This is a genomic window from Nonomuraea sp. NPDC003214, assembly GCF_053590035.1.
On record NZ_JBSFSX010000017.1, the window covers coordinates 77,056 to 93,471 of the forward strand.

The 16,416-nt window shown below is 72.8% G+C and carries 17 protein-coding genes; 7 read left to right on the forward strand and 10 right to left on the reverse strand.

Annotation, left to right across the window (positions count from 1 at the left end; all coding sequences use genetic code 11):
- Positions 1-108: 108 nt before the first annotated feature.
- Positions 109-1,677 carry a glycoside hydrolase family 10 protein gene (locus ACWDXC_RS38505; RefSeq protein WP_449990722.1) on the forward strand — a complete coding sequence of 523 codons (1,569 nt, stop codon included), beginning with the start codon at positions 109-111 and terminating at the stop codon, positions 1,675-1,677.
- 9 nt (positions 1,678-1,686) lie between these two features.
- Here the strand turns inward: ACWDXC_RS38505 and ACWDXC_RS38510 are convergent, their stop codons facing one another.
- Complete coding sequence (locus ACWDXC_RS38510) at positions 1,687-2,217, reverse strand: HIT family protein (protein ID WP_246644316.1); 531 nt, start codon at positions 2,215-2,217, stop codon at positions 1,687-1,689.
- Positions 2,218-2,300: 83 nt separating this feature from the next.
- Here ACWDXC_RS38510 and ACWDXC_RS38515 point away from each other — a divergent pair, with 83 nt between their 5' ends.
- Positions 2,301-2,588 carry an Asp23/Gls24 family envelope stress response protein gene (locus tag ACWDXC_RS38515; protein ID WP_449990725.1) on the forward strand — a complete coding sequence of 96 codons (288 nt, stop codon included), beginning with the start codon at positions 2,301-2,303 and terminating at the stop codon, positions 2,586-2,588.
- Between the two features lie 25 nt (positions 2,589-2,613).
- Here ACWDXC_RS38515 and ACWDXC_RS38520 read toward each other — a convergent pair whose 3' ends face one another.
- The 3 genes from ACWDXC_RS38520 to ACWDXC_RS38530 are packed head-to-tail and all read right to left on the reverse strand — an operon-like array spanning position 2,614 to position 4,902.
- Positions 2,614-3,414 carry an alpha/beta hydrolase gene (locus ACWDXC_RS38520; protein WP_449990727.1) on the reverse strand — a complete coding sequence of 267 codons (801 nt, stop codon included), beginning with the start codon at positions 3,412-3,414 and terminating at the stop codon, positions 2,614-2,616.
- Between the two features lie 27 nt (positions 3,415-3,441).
- Positions 3,442-3,861 carry a hypothetical protein gene (locus ACWDXC_RS38525; protein WP_449990729.1) on the reverse strand — a complete coding sequence of 140 codons (420 nt, stop codon included), beginning with the start codon at positions 3,859-3,861 and terminating at the stop codon, positions 3,442-3,444.
- 54 nt (positions 3,862-3,915) lie between these two features.
- Positions 3,916-4,902 carry an RNA polymerase subunit sigma-70 gene (locus ACWDXC_RS38530; RefSeq protein WP_449990732.1) on the reverse strand — a complete coding sequence of 329 codons (987 nt, stop codon included), beginning with the start codon at positions 4,900-4,902 and terminating at the stop codon, positions 3,916-3,918.
- Positions 4,903-4,952: 50 nt separating this feature from the next.
- Here ACWDXC_RS38530 and ACWDXC_RS38535 point away from each other — a divergent pair, with 50 nt between their 5' ends.
- Positions 4,953-5,672 (forward strand): PIG-L deacetylase family protein, encoded by a 720-nt coding sequence (locus tag ACWDXC_RS38535; protein WP_219502141.1) that lies wholly within the window; start codon positions 4,953-4,955, stop codon positions 5,670-5,672.
- A 37-nt stretch (positions 5,673-5,709) separates the two neighbouring features.
- Here the strand turns inward: ACWDXC_RS38535 and thrS are convergent, their stop codons facing one another.
- From thrS to ACWDXC_RS38550, 3 genes are read right to left on the reverse strand one after another with little or no spacing between them, the layout of a single operon-like run.
- A complete protein-coding gene (gene thrS, locus ACWDXC_RS38540; RefSeq protein ID WP_449990736.1) occupies positions 5,710-7,674 on the reverse strand; it encodes a threonine--tRNA ligase in 1,965 nt (654 codons plus the stop codon).
- Positions 7,675-7,716: 42 nt separating this feature from the next.
- Entirely contained in the window at positions 7,717-8,322 is a 606-nt protein-coding gene (locus ACWDXC_RS38545) for a glycoside hydrolase family 25 protein (protein WP_449990739.1), read from the reverse strand.
- 30 nt (positions 8,323-8,352) lie between these two features.
- Positions 8,353-9,255, reverse strand: coding sequence for a TIGR03564 family F420-dependent LLM class oxidoreductase (locus tag ACWDXC_RS38550; RefSeq protein WP_364181670.1), 903 nt, complete (start codon positions 9,253-9,255; stop codon positions 8,353-8,355).
- Positions 9,256-9,354: 99 nt separating this feature from the next.
- On the opposite strand from ACWDXC_RS38550, the gene pgm reads away from it, so the two are divergent.
- Positions 9,355-10,983, forward strand: coding sequence for a phosphoglucomutase (alpha-D-glucose-1,6-bisphosphate-dependent) (pgm, locus tag ACWDXC_RS38555; protein ID WP_449990742.1), 1,629 nt, complete (start codon positions 9,355-9,357; stop codon positions 10,981-10,983).
- Between the two features lie 296 nt (positions 10,984-11,279).
- Here pgm and ACWDXC_RS38560 read toward each other — a convergent pair whose 3' ends face one another.
- Together ACWDXC_RS38560 and ACWDXC_RS38565 are read right to left on the reverse strand one after the other, a co-directional pair.
- A complete protein-coding gene (locus ACWDXC_RS38560; protein ID WP_449990745.1) occupies positions 11,280-11,969 on the reverse strand; it encodes a DUF2786 domain-containing protein in 690 nt (229 codons plus the stop codon).
- Positions 11,970-11,988: 19 nt separating this feature from the next.
- Positions 11,989-13,227 carry a hypothetical protein gene (locus ACWDXC_RS38565; RefSeq protein ID WP_219502130.1) on the reverse strand — a complete coding sequence of 413 codons (1,239 nt, stop codon included), beginning with the start codon at positions 13,225-13,227 and terminating at the stop codon, positions 11,989-11,991.
- A gap of 359 nt (positions 13,228-13,586) precedes the next feature.
- Here ACWDXC_RS38565 and ACWDXC_RS38570 point away from each other — a divergent pair, with 359 nt between their 5' ends.
- From ACWDXC_RS38570 to ACWDXC_RS38580, 3 genes are read left to right on the forward strand one after another with little or no spacing between them, the layout of a single operon-like run.
- Entirely contained in the window at positions 13,587-14,756 is a 1,170-nt protein-coding gene (locus tag ACWDXC_RS38570) for a cytochrome P450 (protein WP_449990748.1), read from the forward strand.
- An 18-nt stretch (positions 14,757-14,774) separates the two neighbouring features.
- Positions 14,775-15,518, forward strand: coding sequence for an HAD family hydrolase (locus ACWDXC_RS38575; RefSeq protein ID WP_219502125.1), 744 nt, complete (start codon positions 14,775-14,777; stop codon positions 15,516-15,518).
- Positions 15,515-15,778 (forward strand): DUF4031 domain-containing protein, encoded by a 264-nt coding sequence (locus ACWDXC_RS38580; protein WP_219502124.1) that lies wholly within the window; start codon positions 15,515-15,517, stop codon positions 15,776-15,778. The genes ACWDXC_RS38575 and ACWDXC_RS38580 overlap by 4 nt, the downstream gene beginning before the upstream one ends.
- Here the strand turns inward: ACWDXC_RS38580 and ACWDXC_RS38585 are convergent.
- Positions 15,741-16,373: an HD domain-containing protein gene (locus tag ACWDXC_RS38585; protein ID WP_449990752.1), complete on the reverse strand. Its 633-nt coding sequence runs from the start codon at positions 16,371-16,373 to the stop codon at positions 15,741-15,743. The genes ACWDXC_RS38580 and ACWDXC_RS38585 overlap by 38 nt on opposite strands.
- Positions 16,374-16,416: the final 43 nt, after the last annotated feature.

The following is a 16,416-nucleotide window of genomic DNA, read 5'->3' on the forward strand; positions in this document are numbered from 1 at the left end:
CACGGCCCTCCCGGGAACCACCTGCCCCGGGGATAACAGAAGTGTCACGGTCCGATTTCGTTTTTCCGGTCAGAGCACGTCAGCGGGGATGCCACACTGGTGGGCACTATGCGAACCGGACGCCCCCTCCTAGCCGCAGCCGCCCTCGCAGTCGTCGCCACCGGAGCCGCCTACACCTTCGGGCCAGGCGCCGTGGCCGACCAGGGCAAGGCCAAGGCCCAGAAGAAGCCGGCCGCCGACACCGTCGTGACGGCCGCGTGCACGCCCGACGCCCGCCACCCCAAGCGCCAGCTGCGCGGCGTGTGGATCGCCACCGTGCAGAACATCGACTGGCCCTCCCGCACCGGCCTGTCCGCCGAGCGGCAGAAGGCCGAGTACGTCAAGCTGCTCGACGCCGCCGCCAAGCGCAAGTTCAACGCGGTGTTCGTGCAGGTGCGGCCCGCCTCCGACGCGCTGTACAAGTCGTCGATCGAGCCGTGGACGCGCTTCCTGACGGGCACCGCGGGCAAGGACCCGGGCTGGGACCCGCTGCCGTGGCTCATCGAGGAGTCGCACAAGCGGGGCATGGAGTTCCACGCCTGGTTCAACCCGTACCGGGCCTCCTACGACGCCGACATGTCCAAGCTGCCGGCGAACCACCCGGCCAAGCGTCACCCCGGCTGGACCGTCAAGTACGGCGACCGCCTCTACTACAACCCCGGCCTGCCGCAGGTCCGCGAGCACGTGACGAAGGTCGTCACCGACGTGGTCAAGCGCTACGACGTCGACGGGGTCCACTTCGACGACTACTTCTACCCGTACCCGGGTGAGGGCGGGACGTTCAATGACGCCGCCGCCTTTACAAAGTATGGCAAGGGTAAGAAGCTCGCCGACTGGCGGCGGCAGAACGTCAACAAGCTCATCGCTCAGGTCGACGAGGCCGTGCACGCGACCAAGCAGCACGTGAAGTTCGGCGTCAGCCCGTTCGGCATCTGGCGCAACAAGTCCGACGACCCGAGCGGGTCGGCGACGGGCGGCATGTCCGCCTACGACTCGATCTTCGCCGACGCCCGCGCCTGGATCGAGGCGGGCACCGTCGACTACGTGATGCCGCAGCTCTACTGGTCGCGCGGCCACAAGACGGCCAGTTACAAGGCGCTGGCGCCGTGGTGGGCCGACGCCGTCGAGGGCAGCGGCGTGCACCTGTACATCGGCCAGGCCCTCTACCGGGTCGGCGCCCGCGACGAGGCCGCCTGGACCAAGCCCGGCGAGCTGTCGGCGCACCTGACGCTCAACCGCCGGCACGAGCAGATCAGGGGCGACGTCTACTTCAGCGCCAAGCAGCTGCTCACCAACCCGCTCGGCGCGATCGACCAGGTCGCCAAGACGCACTACCGCCGCCCGGCGCTGCTGCCCCTGATGAAGGAGCGCGGCGGCCAGGCGCCCGCCAAGCCCGCCGGGGTCAAGGCCGCCGGCACGGCCGTCACCTGGACGGCCTCGCCCGGGGCGCGCTCCTACGCCGTCTACCGGGTGCCGAAGTCGGGCGACGACTGCCACACCACCGACGCCCGCAACCTGGTCGCGGTCGTCAACGGCCCGTCGTTCACCGCCCCGTCGGCCGGCACCTACCTGGTGACCTCGCTCGACCGCCTGCACAACGAGAGCAAGGCCGTCAAGGTCAAGGTCGACCCCGTCTAGCCCCGGGGATCAGACCCAGGCGTCGGCCAGCATCTGGCGGGTGTCGCGCAGCAGCTGCGGCAGCACCTTGGTCTGGGCCACGACCGGCATGAAGTTGGTGTCGCCGCCCCACCGGGGCACCACGTGCTGGTGCAGGTGGGCGGCGATGCCGGCGCCCGCCACGTGGCCCAGGTTCATGCCGACGTTGAAGCCCTGCGCGCCGCTGGCCGCGCGCAGGGCGCGCAGCGAGCGCTGGGTGAAGTCGCCGAGCTCGGTCAGCTCCGCCGCGCCGAGGTCGGCGTAGTCGGAGACGTGACGGTACGGCACGACCATGAGATGGCCGGAGTTGTACGGGTAGAGGTTGAGCACGGCGTAGACCGTCTCGCCCCTGGCGACGATCAGGCCCTCCTCGTCGCTCATCTTGGGGATCGCGTCGAAGGGGCAGCCGTCGCCGGGCCCCTCCCCCGTCGGCTTGTTCTCGCCCTTGATGTAGGCCATGCGATGCGGGGTCCACAGACGCTGGAAGTTGTCGGGCGCCCCGGCCCCTGCCTGATCGTGCATACGTAGCAGCATAGGGCCACGACTTGGCGGACAAACGAGGCGTACATCCGGCACAATCCAGACACGTCGTCTCGGAGGCAGCCATGAGCGAAGCCATCGCCGAGCACGCCGACCCTCCCGCACCCGCCGAGGCCGCCGGCCCCGTCCAGCCGCCCGCCGCGCCCGTCGTCAAGGGCCGCATCACGGTGGCGGACGAGGTGGTGGAGAAGGTGGCCGCGCTGGCGGCGCAGGAGGTGGCGGGCGTCGCCGACATGGGCGGCGACCTCGCGCGCGCCTTCGAGTCCGTACGCGACCGCGTCGGCATCGGGTCGCGGCGCGGCAACCAGGGCGTGAGCGCGGCGCCAGACCCCGCCGGCGACGAGCCGTTCTGACCGCACGCCGGGAGGCCCGGCCGGCTCAGGAGGCGTCGCGGATCCGGTCGGCCAGGTCGACGACGGCGCCGATCAGCTCCGGCCCGGTCAGCAGGGCCGGGTCGTTGTGGCCGGCCCCGGCGACCTCGACGACGGTGACCGGCCCGCCCGCCGCCCCGGCGACCGCCCTGCTCTGCTCCGGCGGCACGATCGTGTCGGCGCTGCCGTACACGACCACGACCGGCGCCCGCACGCCGGCCAGGAGCCCGCTGACCGGGAAGCGGTCGCGCAGCAGCGCCCGCACCGGCAGGAACGGGTAGCTGACCTGCCCGGCCGCCGCCAGGTCGGTGAACGGCGAGCGCAGCACCATCCCGGCGGGCGGCCGGACGGTGGCCAGCCGGGTGGTCACGGCCGCCCCCAGGCTCTCCCCGAAGTAGATCACCGGCCCGTCGCCGGCGAACTCGCGCGCCGCCAGCGCGTCACGCAGCAGCCCCTCCTCGTCGGGGCTGCCGGGGTTGCCGCCGTAGCCCCGGTAGTCCATGAGCAGCACCGGCAGCCCGTGCGCGGCCAGCGCCCTGGCCAGCGGCGCCCGGTGCAGCCGGCTGCCCGCGTTTCCGCCCGCGACGAGCACGGTCACCGGGTGGTCGCCGGGCACGTGCCAGGCGCCCAGCCGTAGCCCGTCGCCGGTGGTCAGCACGACGTCGCGGGCGCCCGGGACGACCTGCCCGGCCGGCGGCACCGGGCCGCGGTCGGGCAGGTAGACCAGCTTCCGCTGGAACAGCCAGAGCAGCCCGGTGAGCAGCGCGAGCACGGCCAGGACGACGAGGGCTCCGAGGGCGACGCGCACGGGCCCAGTTCACCACAGGCCGGGGCCTCACTTCACGCGGGTCATGTCCGACTGGTAGCCGCCCCCGCCCGGGTACACCCAGGCGCCGGTGACGGTGTCGCCGTCGGCGGAGAACGTGCCCCGGTAGTAGGCGGGCGAGCCCTTCTCCAGGCCCCAGATGGTGAGCGTGTCGCCCTCCAGCTCGTAGACGTAGTCGAGGGTGTTGCCGTTGCTGTCGTAGTAGCGGGACTTGATGTCCTCGCTCGGCTTGTCGGCGCCGAAGGGTCGTTCGCGGCCGATCATCTCCACGCCCTTGACGGGCTGCCCGTCCTGGACCAGGTCGACGTCCTGGACGAGGAAGAAGCCGCCGTCGAGCCAGCGGTAGGTGACGGTGCCCTCCGCGCCACCGGTCACGTGCCAGGTGCCGACGAGCCGGTCAAGGGCCTTGAGCTGCATGTCTTCAGTCATGCCCGTATGACGGCGCGGCGCGGGAAAAGGAATCGGTCCGGCGGGAGAAATTTCTCAGAGGGTCGCGGGCAGGCCGAAGGCGGCGAACACCTCCGGGCCGAACGTGATGATCTCGGCGATCCGCCCGTCCTCCACCCGCAGCACGTCGAGGTTGACCGCGGTGAAGACGGTCTCGCCGGGCCGCCGCACGTAGTTGGCGGCGGCGGGCTGCCGGTTGGCCGTCGCCTCCAGCGCGCGCCACTCGCCCCACGCCTCGGGTCCTTCGAGGACCGGGGCCCACAGGCCGAGGATCGCGGCGCGGCCGTCGTACAGGAGGGTCGCGGGCGGCATCGTCTGGCGGGCGTCCTCGCGCAGCAGCTCGGCCAGCGCGGTGAGGTCGCCCGTCTCCGAGGCGCGCATGTAGCGGCGCAGCACCGCCCGCTCCTCGGCGCTCGGCTCGGTGGCGGGGCCCCACTCGGCGCGCCGCTCGGGCAGGTGGGAGCGCAGCGTCGCGCGGGCGCGCTGCAACGCGCTCTTGACCGCGGCCACGCTCAGCTCCAGCGCCTGCGCGGTCTCCTCGGCGGGCCAGCCGGCCACGTCACGCAGGATGAGCACCGCCCGCTGGCGCGGCGGCAGGTGCTGGATGGCCGCCAGGTAGGCCAGCTCGATCGTCTCGCGGGCGACGGCGAGCGCGTCGGGCTCGCCCTCCCCCGGCCCGGCCAGGTCGAGCATCCGGTCCGGGTACGGCTGCAGCCACGGCACCTCGGCGGGCGTGCCGCCCATCGTGACCACGACTTCGCGGGAGCGCGCCGGGCCGGACAGCGCGTCGAGGCAGACGTTCGTGGCGATGCGGTAGAGCCAGGCCCGCAGCGACGAGCGGCCCTCGAACGTGTCGCGCCTGCGCCACGCCTTCAGCAGCGCCTCCTGCACCATGTCCTCGGCGTCGGCGTAGGAGCCGAGCATGCGGTAGCAGTGCACCTGGAGCTCGTGCCGGTGGCGCTCGGCCAGCCGCGCGAACGCCGCCTGGTCACCCGCCGCGATCGCCTTGGCCGTCTCGTCCATGCTCGTGCCTCCTCCGCTCCGCGGGCCATCGTACGTTCTAGGGTGGGCTCATGGAGCAGCTGGAACCCATGCCCGGCGACTGGCGGCGCGCCCTCGCCGTGGTCGCGCACCCCGACGACCTGGAGTACGGCTGCGCGGCGGCCGTGGCGACGTGGACCGGCGAAGGCCGGGAGGTCTCCTACCTGGTGGCCACCAGGGGCGAGGCGGGCATCGACACGCTGCCCCCGGCCGAGGCCGCCCCGCTGCGCGAGCGCGAGGAGCGGACCGGCGCCGCCGTCGTCGGCGTGACGTCCGTGGAGTTCCTCGACCACCCCGACGGGGTGATCGAGTACGGGGTCGCGCTGCGCCGCGACATCACCGCGGCCATCCGCAGGCACCGGCCCGAGCTGCTCATCACGCTCAACTTCGCCGACACCTGGGGCGGCACCGCCTGGAACACCCCCGACCACCGGGCCGTCGGCCGGGCCGCGCTCGACGCCGCCGGCGACGCGGGCAACCGGTGGATCTTCCCCGACATCGAGGCAGAGCCCTGGGACGGCGTGCGCTGGGTCGCCGTGGCCGGCGACGACGACCCCACCCACGCGGTCGACGTCACCGCGGGCCTCGAGGCGGGCGTCCGGTCGCTGGCCGAGCACCGCGCCTACATCGAGGCCCTCACCGACCAGCCGCCGCAGGACTACGCCCGCTCGCTCGTCGAGGGGTTCGCCGCCGAGACGGCCGGGCGGTTCGGTGGCCGCCCGGCGATCCCGTTCAGGCTCTTCAGCCGCTGACCGCCCGGCGGCTGGTCGGCGGCTGATCGGCGGCTGGTCAGACCTGGACGCGGCCCTCGACCGCGTTGACGATCTCGGCGATCGCCTCGTCCACCGCCACGCCGTTCTTCTGCTCCCCGCTGCGGTAGCGGAACGACACCGCGCCGTTGGCGATGTCGTCGTCGCCCGCGAGCAGCATGTACGGGACCTTCGACTTCTGCGCGTTGCGGATCTTCTTCTGCATGCGGTCGTCGGAGGCGTCGATGTCGACCCGGACGCCGCGCTCGCGCAGCTTCTTGGCCACGTCCTGAAGGTAGGGGACGTGCGCGTCGGCGATCGGGATGCCCACGACCTGGACCGGCGCCAGCCACGGGGGGAAGGCGCCCGCGTAGTGCTCGGTGAGCACGCCGAGGAAGCGCTCGACGGAGCCGAACAGCGCCCGGTGGATCATGACCGGGGTCTGGCGGCTGCCGTCGGCCGCCTGGTATTCGAGGCCGAACCGCTTGGGCTGGTTGAGGTCGAGCTGGATGGTGGACAGCTGCCAGGTGCGGCCGATGGCGTCCTTGGCCTGCACGGAGATCTTCGGCCCGTAGAAGGCGGCGCCGCCCGGGTCGTCCTTGAGCGTCAGCCCCGACTCGGTCGCCACCTGGCGCAGCGCCTCGGTGGCCTCCTCCCACTCGGCGGGGTCGCCGATGAACTTCTCGGAGTCGTCACGGGTGGACAGCTCCAGGTAGAAGTCGGACAGGCCGAAGTCGCGCAGCACGCTCAGCACGAACCGCAGCAGCGACTTGATCTCGTCGGCCATCTGCTCGCGGGTGGTGTAGATGTGCGCGTCGTCCTGCGTCATGCCGCGCACCCGGGTCAGGCCGTGGACCACGCCGGACTTCTCGTAGCGGTAGACGGAGCCGAACTCGCACAGCCGCAGCGGCAGGTCGCGGTAGGAGCGCCCGCGCGCCCGGAAGATCAGGTTGTGCATCGGGCAGTTCATCGGCTTGACCCGGTATTCGACGCCCTCCAGCTCGAAGGCCGGGAACATGTCGTCGGCATACCACGGCAGGTGGCCGGAGGTCTCGAACAGCGACGACTTGGTGATGTGCGGCGTGTTGACGAACTCGTAGCCCGCCTCGGCCTGCCGCGCCCGCATGTAGTCTTCCATCTCCTTGCGGATGATCCCGCCCTTGGGATGGAAGATCGGCAGCCCGCTGCCCAGCTCCGGCGGGAAGCTGAACAGGTCGAGCTCGGCGCCGAGCTTGCGGTGGTCGCGCTTCTCGGCCTCCTCCAGCAGCTTGAGGTATTCGTCCTGCTTGTCGCGGGACTCCCAGGCGGTGCCGTAGATGCGCTGGAGCTGCGGGTTCTTCTCGCTGCCGCGCCAGTAGGCGCCGCCGGAGCGCATGAGCTTGAAGGCCGGGATCGACCGGGTCGACGGCACGTGCGGGCCGCGGCACAGGTCCTTCCAGTGGAGCTCGCCGGTCTTGGCGTCGAGGTTGTCGTAGATGGTCAGCTGACCGGCGCCGACCTCGACGGCCTCCTCGTCGGCCGCGCCGCCCTTGAGGCCGATGAGCTCCAGCTTGTAGGGCTCGTCGGCGAGCTCCTCGCGCGCCTCGTCGTCGGTGACGGGGCGGCGGGAGAACACCTGGCCCTGCTTGACGATCTCGCGCATGCGCTTCTCGACGCGCTTGAGGTCGTCGGGCTGGAACGCCTGGTCGACGTCGAAGTCGTAGTAGAAGCCGTTGTCGACCGGCGGGCCGATGCCCAGCTTGGCCTCGGGGAACAGCTCCTGCACCGCCTGGGCCATCACGTGGGCGGTGGAGTGCCGGATGATCGCCCGGCCTTCCTCGCTGGACGCCTCGACGGACTCGACCACGTCGCCGTCGGCCAGCGGGTGGGCCAGGTCGCGCGCCTCGCCGTTGACGCGCGCCGCGACGACGGCGCGCCCGTCGGCCTCCAGGGCCTCGCCGGCCGTCGTGCCGGCCGCGACCACACGCTCGGCTCCGGCGAGGGTGATGCGTAGCTCGGCTGACACGGTGACTCCCTGGGATAGCACGCGGATCGGTGGGATCCGATGCTATCGCGGGTCGTACCCCAGCCTGGTCAGCTCCCGGCGGGTGCCCTCGAACACGTTGCGGTCGATCGGGCTGTTGGCGTGCTGGTGGATGGTCCACTCGCGCCACGGCCTCGGCACGGCCGGCCTGCCGCGCGGCTGGTGCGGGCTGGCGATCCACAGCGGGTATTCGGCCAGGCCGGCGCAGTTGCCCGCGCCGGCGAACGACTGGAAGGTGTAGATGAACGGGCGCACCCCCGCCTGCCGCTCGACCGCCCGGCACCAGCGGCGGGCGTAGCGGGCGACCTCGTCCGGCTTGAGCCCGTCGCCCGTCTCCAGGTCGAGCGCGAGCAGGTCGCCGCGGCGCAGCCCGCCCGCCTGGCGGATCGTGCGCAGGAAGTGGCGCGCGTGCTGCTCCGGGTCGCCCTTGGGCCGGGCGAAGTGGTAGGCGCCGCAGACGATCCAGTTCTCCCGCATGCCGTCCCAGTTGCGGGCGAACCACCGGTCCGTCCAGTCTCCTCCCTCGGTGGCCTTGGCGAAGGCGAACGCCACTCCGGACCGGGCGTGGTCGGCCCAGTCGACGGAGCCCTGCCAGTTGGACACGTCGATGCCATGCAGCAAGCGCTTCACCTTTGCGGAGTCTAGGCAGGCGCCCGCCGCTCACCCACGGGACGCGCCGAGGAGCACCTGCCGGGCGCGCTCGCGGTCGCCGTAGACGGAGGCCACGAAATCGGTCACCCCGGCCGCGGCGAGGCCCTCGATCTGCTCCCGGACGGAGTCCTCGTCACCGATGACCGCCACGTCGCCGGGCCCCTCGGCGCCCTCGCGGTCCAGCATGGCCCGGTAGGAGGGCAGCTTGCCGTACATCGCGAAGATCTCGTCGGCGCGCGCCCGCGCGGCGGGGGCGTCGTCGGTGACGCAGACCGGCAGCGTGCAGACGATGCGCGGCCGCTCGCGGCCGGCCTCCTCCGCGGCGGCGTTGATCGTGGGGGCGATGTGGCCGGCGACGGTCTTCGGGCCGGTCATCCAGAGCACGGTGCCGTCGGCGACGGTGCCGGCGAGCCTGAGCATGCGCGGGCCGAGCGCCGCCACGAGCACCGGCAGGCCGGCGCCCGGCGTGCCCAGGCGCACGTTCGCGCGGAGCGTCTCGCCGCCGTAGGAGACCTGCTCGCCGCGGGTGGCGGGCAGCAGGATCTCCAGGTACTCCTTCATGTGCCGGGCCGGGCGGTCGTAGCTGTAGCCGAACACGTCCTCGATGACCACCTTGTGCGACAGCCCGATGCCGAGCGCCAGCCGCCCGCCGAGCGCCGCGTTGACGGTCATGGCCTGCTGCGCGAGCACCACCGGGTGGCGCGGGTAGGTCGGCACCACGCCGGTGCCCAGCTCGATCCGGCCGCCCGCCCGGCTGCCGGCGACGGCCAGCGCGGTGAGCGCGTCGAGGCCGAAGATGTTCGACATCCAGGCCGAGTCGAACCCGTCGCTCTCCGCCTGGGCGATCCGCTCGCTCAGCTCGGCGAACGGGTCGTCCCCCTGGGGCTCGTTGATCAGAAGTCCGAATCGCATCGCTACAGAACTCCATTCTGGTGGCCGCAGGCGCGAGTCTAACCCGATCACCCAGGGTGTTGACGGAGCCGTGCGGGCGGCGATTTGTAAAGTGGCTCCATGACCCACGAACGCGCGGGGAAGCCCGCTCAGCCCGCCGACCTGGTCGACGTCGCCAGGCTGGTGACCGCCTATTACACGCTGAAGCCGGATCCCGGCGAGGTCGCGCAGCGGGTGGCGTTCGGCACCTCGGGGCATCGCGGGTCGTCGCTGAAGACGGCCTTCAACGAGGACCACATCCTGGCCACCACCCAGGCCATCTGCGAATACCGGCAGGCGCAGGGCACCGACGGGCCGCTCTACCTGGGCATCGACACGCACGCGCTGTCGGAGCCCGCCCGCGTGTCGGCGCTGGAGGTGCTCGCCGCCAACGGGGTGCGGGTGCTGATCGACTCGCGCGACGGCTACACGCCCACGCCCGCCGTGTCGCACGCCATCCTCACCCACAACCGCGGCCGCACCACCGGCCTCGCCGACGGCGTCGTGATCACGCCGTCGCACAACCCGCCCTCCGACGGCGGCTTCAAGTACAACCCGCCGCACGGCGGCCCCGCCGACTCCGACGCCACCTCCTGGATCCAGGACCGGGCCAACCGCCTGCTGGCCGCCGGGCTCAAGAACGTCCCCCGGGTGAGCTACACCAAGGCGCTCGCCGAGGCCGGACGGCACGACTTCCTCGGCTCCTACGTCGACGACCTGCCCTCCGTCATCGACCTCGACGCCATCCGCGCCGCCGGCGTGCGCATCGGCGCCGACCCGCTCGGCGGCGCCGCCGTGGCCTACTGGGGGGAGATCGCCGAACGGCACCGGCTCGACCTCACCGTGGTCAACCCGCTCGTCGACCCCACCTGGCGCTTCATGACGCTCGACTGGGACGGCAAGATCCGCATGGACTGCTCCTCGCCGTACGCGATGGCGTCCCTCATCGCCGGGCGCGACGCGTACGACATCTCCACCGGCAACGACGCCGACTCCGACCGGCACGGGATCGTCACGCCCGACGGGCTGATGAACCCCAACCACTACCTCGCCGTCGCCATCTCCTACCTGTACGGGCACCGCGACGGCTGGCCCGGCGACGCCGGCGTCGGCAAGACGATGGTGAGCAGCGGCATCATCGACCGCGTCGCCGCGTCGCTCGGCAGGCGGCTGTACGAGGTGCCGGTGGGGTTCAAGTGGTTCGTGCCGGGGCTGCTCGACGGGTCGCTCGGGTTCGGCGGCGAGGAGAGCGCCGGGGCGTCGTTCCTGCGCCGCGACGGGTCGCCGTGGACCACGGACAAGGACGGGATCATCCTGGCGCTGCTCGCCTCGGAGATCCGCGCGGTCACCGGCAGGTCGCCGAGCGAGCACTACCGCGACCTCACCGCCGCCTACGGCGAGCCCGCCTACGCCCGGGTGGACGCGCCCGCCACCCGGGAGGAGAAGGCGGTGCTCGGCAAGCTGTCCGCCGACCAGGTGACGGCCTCCACCCTGGCCGGCGAGTCCATCACCGACGTGCAGACGGCCGCGCCGGGCAACGGGGCGAGCCTCGGCGGGGTGAAGGTGTCCACGGCCAGCGCCTGGTTCGCGGCCCGGCCGTCGGGGACCGAGGACGTGTACAAGATCTACGCCGAGTCCTTCAAGGGGCCCGACCACCTCGCCCAGGTCCAGGAGGAGGCCCGCTCCCTGGTCTCCGCCGCCCTGACCTGACCCGCCCGCCCCCGGCCCCAGACTCGCGCCCCACCAGGAGAGGCCCACGGAGGTCACGGCCTCCGCAAGGGGGCGGGCCTCCTGGACGGGGGCGGGCCTTCGGAAGGGGCCGTACGCCCGGGAAAGGCCGCCTCCGCCGGAGGGCGGCCCCTCCCCCAGACGCGCGTCCCACCAGCAGACGGCCACCCCCGGAAGTCGCGGCCTCCGGGCGGGGCGCGGGCTTCCTGGACGGGGGCGGACCTCTTAAAGGGGCGGGCCTCCGGGAGGGGGTGGTCAGTGGTCGGCGAGGGCGAGGTTCACGGGAGTTGGCGGGTCGGTGGGGTGGGGACGCCGGTGCGGCTGAGGTCGGCGCGGCGGCCGGCGGCGACGCCGTCGCGGTAGCCGGTGCCGCTGGTGCGGGGGACGCTGAGGCGGATGCGCGGGTAGACGGCGGAGACGGCGCGGTCGACCTCGGCGCGGCGGTCGGCGAGGACCAGGGCGGTGCCGGCGACGGGCGACTCGTCCTCGGCGCGCCGTTCGGCCTCGCTCAGCAGCCGGTAGACCTCGTCGGTGAAGCCGAGCAGCCAGGAGCGGCGGTAGGCGCGGACGGCGTCGACCCCGTCGGGCAGCCGGACGCGGGCCAGCCCGGAGGCCATCTGGAGCAGCAGCGACGTGGCGAGCAGTTCGGCACGTTCCAGGTCGGCGGCGAAGCCGAAGACGTGCACCCGGTGCCCGCCGTCGCCGCGCCCGATGAGCAGCGGCCGGCAGCGCAGCGCCTGCGCGACGAGGCTGACGAGCCGGGCCTTCTCCCTGGCCCACGGCCCGGGCAGGGTGACGATGCGGTCGCCGGGCCGCCGGCGGGGCTGTTCGGGGTCGAGGGCGTCGATGCCGTACTTGGCCATGAGCGCCGTGGCCGCCGCCATGAACGTGGCCCGTTCGTGCTCGTTGTCCGTGCGCTCGGCCTTGGCCAGCAGTTTCCTGACCCGTTCGAGCGTCCGCTCGCGCACCCTGGCGCCCCCGTTCCGTTCAGGACTTGGTCAGCACCCGCCCGTCGTCGGCGATGGCGGGGAAGGCGCCGGTGTCGACGATGCCGTGCTGGTGGAACAGCGCCTCGATGAGGGCGTGGGCCCGCGGCTCCAGCTTCCACAGGGCACGATACTCGCGCGCGGTGGCGAGCGAGATGCCGATCTCCTGGGCGATGTCGACGGTGCGCGGGACGATGCCCTTGGCGATCTGCCGGTCCCAGTAGGCGCGGGCGGCCCGCATGAGCGCGGCCCGCTGGGCGGTGTCGACGACCTGGGGGGTGGCGTCGAGCACGTCGACGTCCTCGTCCTCCTCGTCGACGAGTTCGGCCAGGGCCGGGGGGAGCGCGGGGCGGGCGGGCACGGGCTGGTGGTCGGGGTCGGGCTCCCAGGGCACGCGGGGGGCGGCGTCGATGAGCGCGGAGGTGTTGTAGAGGGCGGCGATCTGGGCGAGCAGGGCTTCCTGGCGGGCCTGGTCGACGGCGAGGCCGGTGTGCTCGACGGCCTGGTCCATGGCCTTGTCGAGCTTGGCGAGGGCGGCGCGCATCTTGCGTTCGGAGCCGCCTGACTCGCGCAGCGCCTTGGCGCGCTTGGCGGCCAGGGCGACGCGGGTGAGCCTGCGGTGCGCGTCGACCTCGCTGGCGGTGCGGTCGCTGACCTCGGCCAGGCCGAGGCGGACGAGGAGCCGTTCGGGGGTGAGCCGCCAGTTGATGCGCCCGGTGCCGCGGATGCGGTGGCGTTCGATGGCCATGCCGCGCTCCCACAGCCAGGCGGCGACGAGCGGGGCGGCGAGGCGGAAGATCGCTTCGGGGAGGCTGCGCGCGTCCATGCTGGACAGCACGGCGGTCAGGCAGGTCAGCGCCCACACGGCGATGCCGTCGATGCCGGCGGAGTAGTTCTCGCGCATGTTGCGCCGGGCGCGTACGGCGGAGGTGATGATGGCGACTTCGATGAAGGCGAACAGCAGCAGCCGCAGCGGCCCGTCGAGGCCGAGGACGTCGCCGGAGAAGCGCCACATGCCCTGGGCCGAGACGCCGGTGGCGATGGACGCGGCGACGATGGTCAGCAGGTCCTCGATGGGGCGGGGGGCGACGTAGCGGGCGACGAGCCAGGCGGTGGCGCGCCAGACGACGCGCAGGACCAGGAAGGCCAGCCCCAGCCCGGCCAGCGTGAGAACGGCGATGACGGCGGTCGCGAGCGGCTTCTCTGTGATGAAGGCCGCTATTTCCTCGAATGTGGGCATCAGTCACTATCCGTGAGGCTCAGTCTCGGGCTCCAAACGACGAGATCATCGCAGAATGTCGCCATCTTGTACGCCAAACGCCGCCTGCCGCCCCGGTTTGCCCGTCTTTCCCCGTACGCCCCAGGAGCAGCACAAGAAGCGGGGTTCGTACCGGACAGCTACCTTCCGTGCCGTCGCGGGAGGCGGGAACCGCCGGACGAGGTGACCAGGACACTTGCGGTCGGCGGGGCGGAATCTCATCATCAGGTGAGATGAAATCTCGTCCTTTCGGAGGGCACCAGCCACCCGTCACGGATGGGACCATCTATCGAGGGATTTATCCCAACATGGTGTGATGTATCCCAGCAGGACGGATTTCGATGTCAGACTCAGAGTTCCCGCTCGTCCAGTTCATGCGCGACGGGTTCGACCCGGCGGCCGAACTCGCCCGCATCCGGACCGAGCACCCGGTCTTCCCGATGGAGATCCCGGGCGGCCAGACGGTCTACCTGGTGACGCGGTGGGACGACGTGCGTGGCGTCCTCGGCGACCACGAGCGCTTCAGCAACGACTTCGCCGGCGTCATCGGCCTGGGCTCCAACCAGGAGGACCCGGGCGGCCTCGGCTTCCGCGACCCGCCCGAGCACACGCGGCTGCGCAAGTACCTGACGCCCGAGTTCACCATGCGGCGGCTGCGCAGGCTGGAGCCGCGGATCGAGGCGATGGTCGAGGAGCACCTGGACCGGATGGCGGCCAAGGGCTCGCCGGTGGACCTGATGGAGGAGTTCGCGCTCCCCATCCCGTCGCTCGTCGTGTGCGAGCTGCTCGGCGTCCCGTACGAGGAGCGCGCCGACTTCGTCAAGATCAGCACGGACCGGTTCGACTTCACCGCCGGGCCCGAGGCGTCGCTGCAGGCGATCAACGACGCGATGACGTACCTGGTCGACCTGGTCGCCCGTGAGCGGCAGAACCCCGGCGAGGGCCTGCTCGGCCAGCTGCTGCGCGAGCACGGCGACGAGCTCGACGACCGGACGCTCGCCAGCATGGCCGACGGCCTGCTGACCGGCGGCCACGACACGAGCACCAGCATGCTCGCGCTCGGCACCCTGTGGCTGCTGGAGAACCCCGAGCAGGCCGCCAAGGTGCGCGAGGTCGACGGCTACGTCAACGACGTCGTCGAGGAGCTGCTGCGCTACATGACGGTCGTGCAGGTGGCCTTCCCGCGCTTCGCCCGCGACGACCTGGAGCTGCACGGGCATCAGATCAAGAAGGGCGAGATGGTGCTGTGCTCGCTCGCCGCGGCCAACCGCGACCCGAACCTCGGCGACGACATGGACGAGGTGAAGCCGGGCCGCCCGACCGCGGGCTCGCACCTGGCGTTCGGGCACGGCATCCACCGCTGCATCGGCGCGCCGCTGGCCCAGATGGAGATGCGCATCGCCTTCCCGGCGCTGCTGCGCCGCTTCCCCGGGCTGCACGTGGCCGGGGAGATCCCGTGGCGCAAGCTGGCCATCGTCTACGGCGTGGAGAAGCTACCCGTCGCCTGGTAGAGGGGTTACGTTCGCGGTGTGAGCGATCCTGTCATCGACCTGACGGCGATCGGCGCCGTCGTGTTCGACACCGACGGCGTGGTCACCGACACCGCCCGGGGGCACGCGGCCGCCTGGAAGCACGTCTTCGACGCGTTCCTGCGCGGCCGCTGCGAGCCGTTCGACATCCGCGGCGACTACCTGCGCCACGTCGACGGGCGTCCGCGCCTCGACGGGGTGCGCACGTTCCTGGCCTCGCGCGGCATCACGCTGCCCGAGGGCGCGGCCGACGACCCGCCGGGCGCGCCGACCGTGCACGGGCTCGGCCTGGCCAAGGATCAGCTGTTCCTGGCCGAGGTGGACAAGTACGGCGTCGCCGCGTTCCCCGCCGCCGTGGCGCTGCTGCACGAGCTGCGCCGGCGCGGGGCCCGTACCGCCGGGGTGTCGGCCAGCCTGCACGGGCGCAGGCTGGTCGGGGCGGCGGGCGTGACGCACCTGTTCGACGTGCTGGTCGACGGGAGCGACGCGGCGCTGATGAACCTGCCGGGCAAGCCCGACCCGGCGCTGTTCCTGGAGGCGGTGCGCCGGCTGGCGCTGCCCGCGGTGCGGGCGGCGGTGGTGGAGGCGGCGCTGCCGGGGATCGAGGCGGCCCGCAGGGGCGGGTTCGGGCTGGTGGTGGCGGTCGACCGCGACGGCCCCGGCCTCGCGCGCGACGTGGATGTGGTGGTGGACGACCTGGGCGAGCTCACCGTGCGCGGGCGGGTTCTACCCTTGACGTCGTGACGGTGCTCATCGACCCGCCCAACTTCCCCGGGCCGCGCGGCCTGCTCTGGTCCCACCTGGTCAGCGACAGCTCGCTGGACGAGCTGCACGCCTTCGCGGTACGGCTCGGCGTGCCCGGGCGCGCGTTCGACCGCGACCACTACGACGTGCCGGAGACGGCGCACGCGCACGCGGTGTCGCTCGGCGCGCATCCGGTCAGCTCGCGCGAGCTGCTGCACCGCCTCATCGCCTCGGGGCTGCGCCGCCGCAAGCCCCGCTGAGCTCGGCGAGCTCGCGCGCCATCGCGGCCCGCGCCCGCTCCTCCCACAGCTCCCGCGCGGCGGGCGTGCGATAGAGCTCCGGTACGGCCAGCAGCCGGCGCAGCACCTGGGCCCGGCCCCGCCTGAAGAGGTCGTCGGGCACGTGCGCGTACTCCTGGCGGATCGCCCGCGCGTAGCCGGCGTAGCCGTCGCCGCCGAGGACGGCCAGGTCGGCGTCGCACAGCACCGCGCCGTCGCGGTCGCCGGCGGTGACGGTGTCGTGCGCGGCGGTCAGCCGGACCAGCCTGGCGACCTCGGCCACCCGCGACGGCGGTACGCCGCAGCGCGGCAGCCTGGCCTGGGCGAGCTGGGCGCTGCGCTCCTCGTCCCAGCCGGGCCGCCCGTCGTAGACGGCGTCGTGGAACCAGGCGGCCAGCCGCACCGCCACGGGGTCGGCGGCGGAGCCCTCCAGCAGGCCGACGGCCGACAGCACCGCGCGCAGGTGGGCCAGGTCGTGGTAGCGCCGGTGCGGCTCGCTCCAGCGGGCCACCAGCTCCGCCCCCACGGCGAGCGCCGCCCGCGACTCCCCCGCCACCCCGGCCCACGCCTTCAGCACGCCTCCACCCTAGAACCCCGCGGCGGGCCGTGGCCGTATGTGG

Bases quoted from the DNA above. Each gene is read 5' to 3' on its own strand.
- ACWDXC_RS38505 (WP_449990722.1), top strand. From the start codon at position 109: ATGCGAACCGGACGCCCCCTCCTAGCCGCAGCCGCCCTCGCAGTCGTC.
- ACWDXC_RS38510 (WP_246644316.1), bottom strand. From the start codon at position 2,217: ATGCACGATCAGGCAGGGGCCGGGGCGCCCGACAACTTCCAGCGTCTG.
- ACWDXC_RS38515 (WP_449990725.1), top strand. From the start codon at position 2,301: ATGAGCGAAGCCATCGCCGAGCACGCCGACCCTCCCGCACCCGCCGAG.
- ACWDXC_RS38525 (WP_449990729.1), bottom strand. From the start codon at position 3,861: ATGACTGAAGACATGCAGCTCAAGGCCCTTGACCGGCTCGTCGGCACC.
- ACWDXC_RS38530 (WP_449990732.1), bottom strand. From the start codon at position 4,902: ATGGACGAGACGGCCAAGGCGATCGCGGCGGGTGACCAGGCGGCGTTC.
- ACWDXC_RS38535 (WP_219502141.1), top strand. From the start codon at position 4,953: ATGGAGCAGCTGGAACCCATGCCCGGCGACTGGCGGCGCGCCCTCGCC.
- ACWDXC_RS38550 (WP_364181670.1), bottom strand. From the start codon at position 9,255: ATGCGATTCGGACTTCTGATCAACGAGCCCCAGGGGGACGACCCGTTC.
- pgm (WP_449990742.1), top strand. From the start codon at position 9,355: ATGACCCACGAACGCGCGGGGAAGCCCGCTCAGCCCGCCGACCTGGTC.
- ACWDXC_RS38565 (WP_219502130.1), bottom strand. From the start codon at position 13,227: ATGCCCACATTCGAGGAAATAGCGGCCTTCATCACAGAGAAGCCGCTC.
- ACWDXC_RS38570 (WP_449990748.1), top strand. From the start codon at position 13,587: ATGTCAGACTCAGAGTTCCCGCTCGTCCAGTTCATGCGCGACGGGTTC.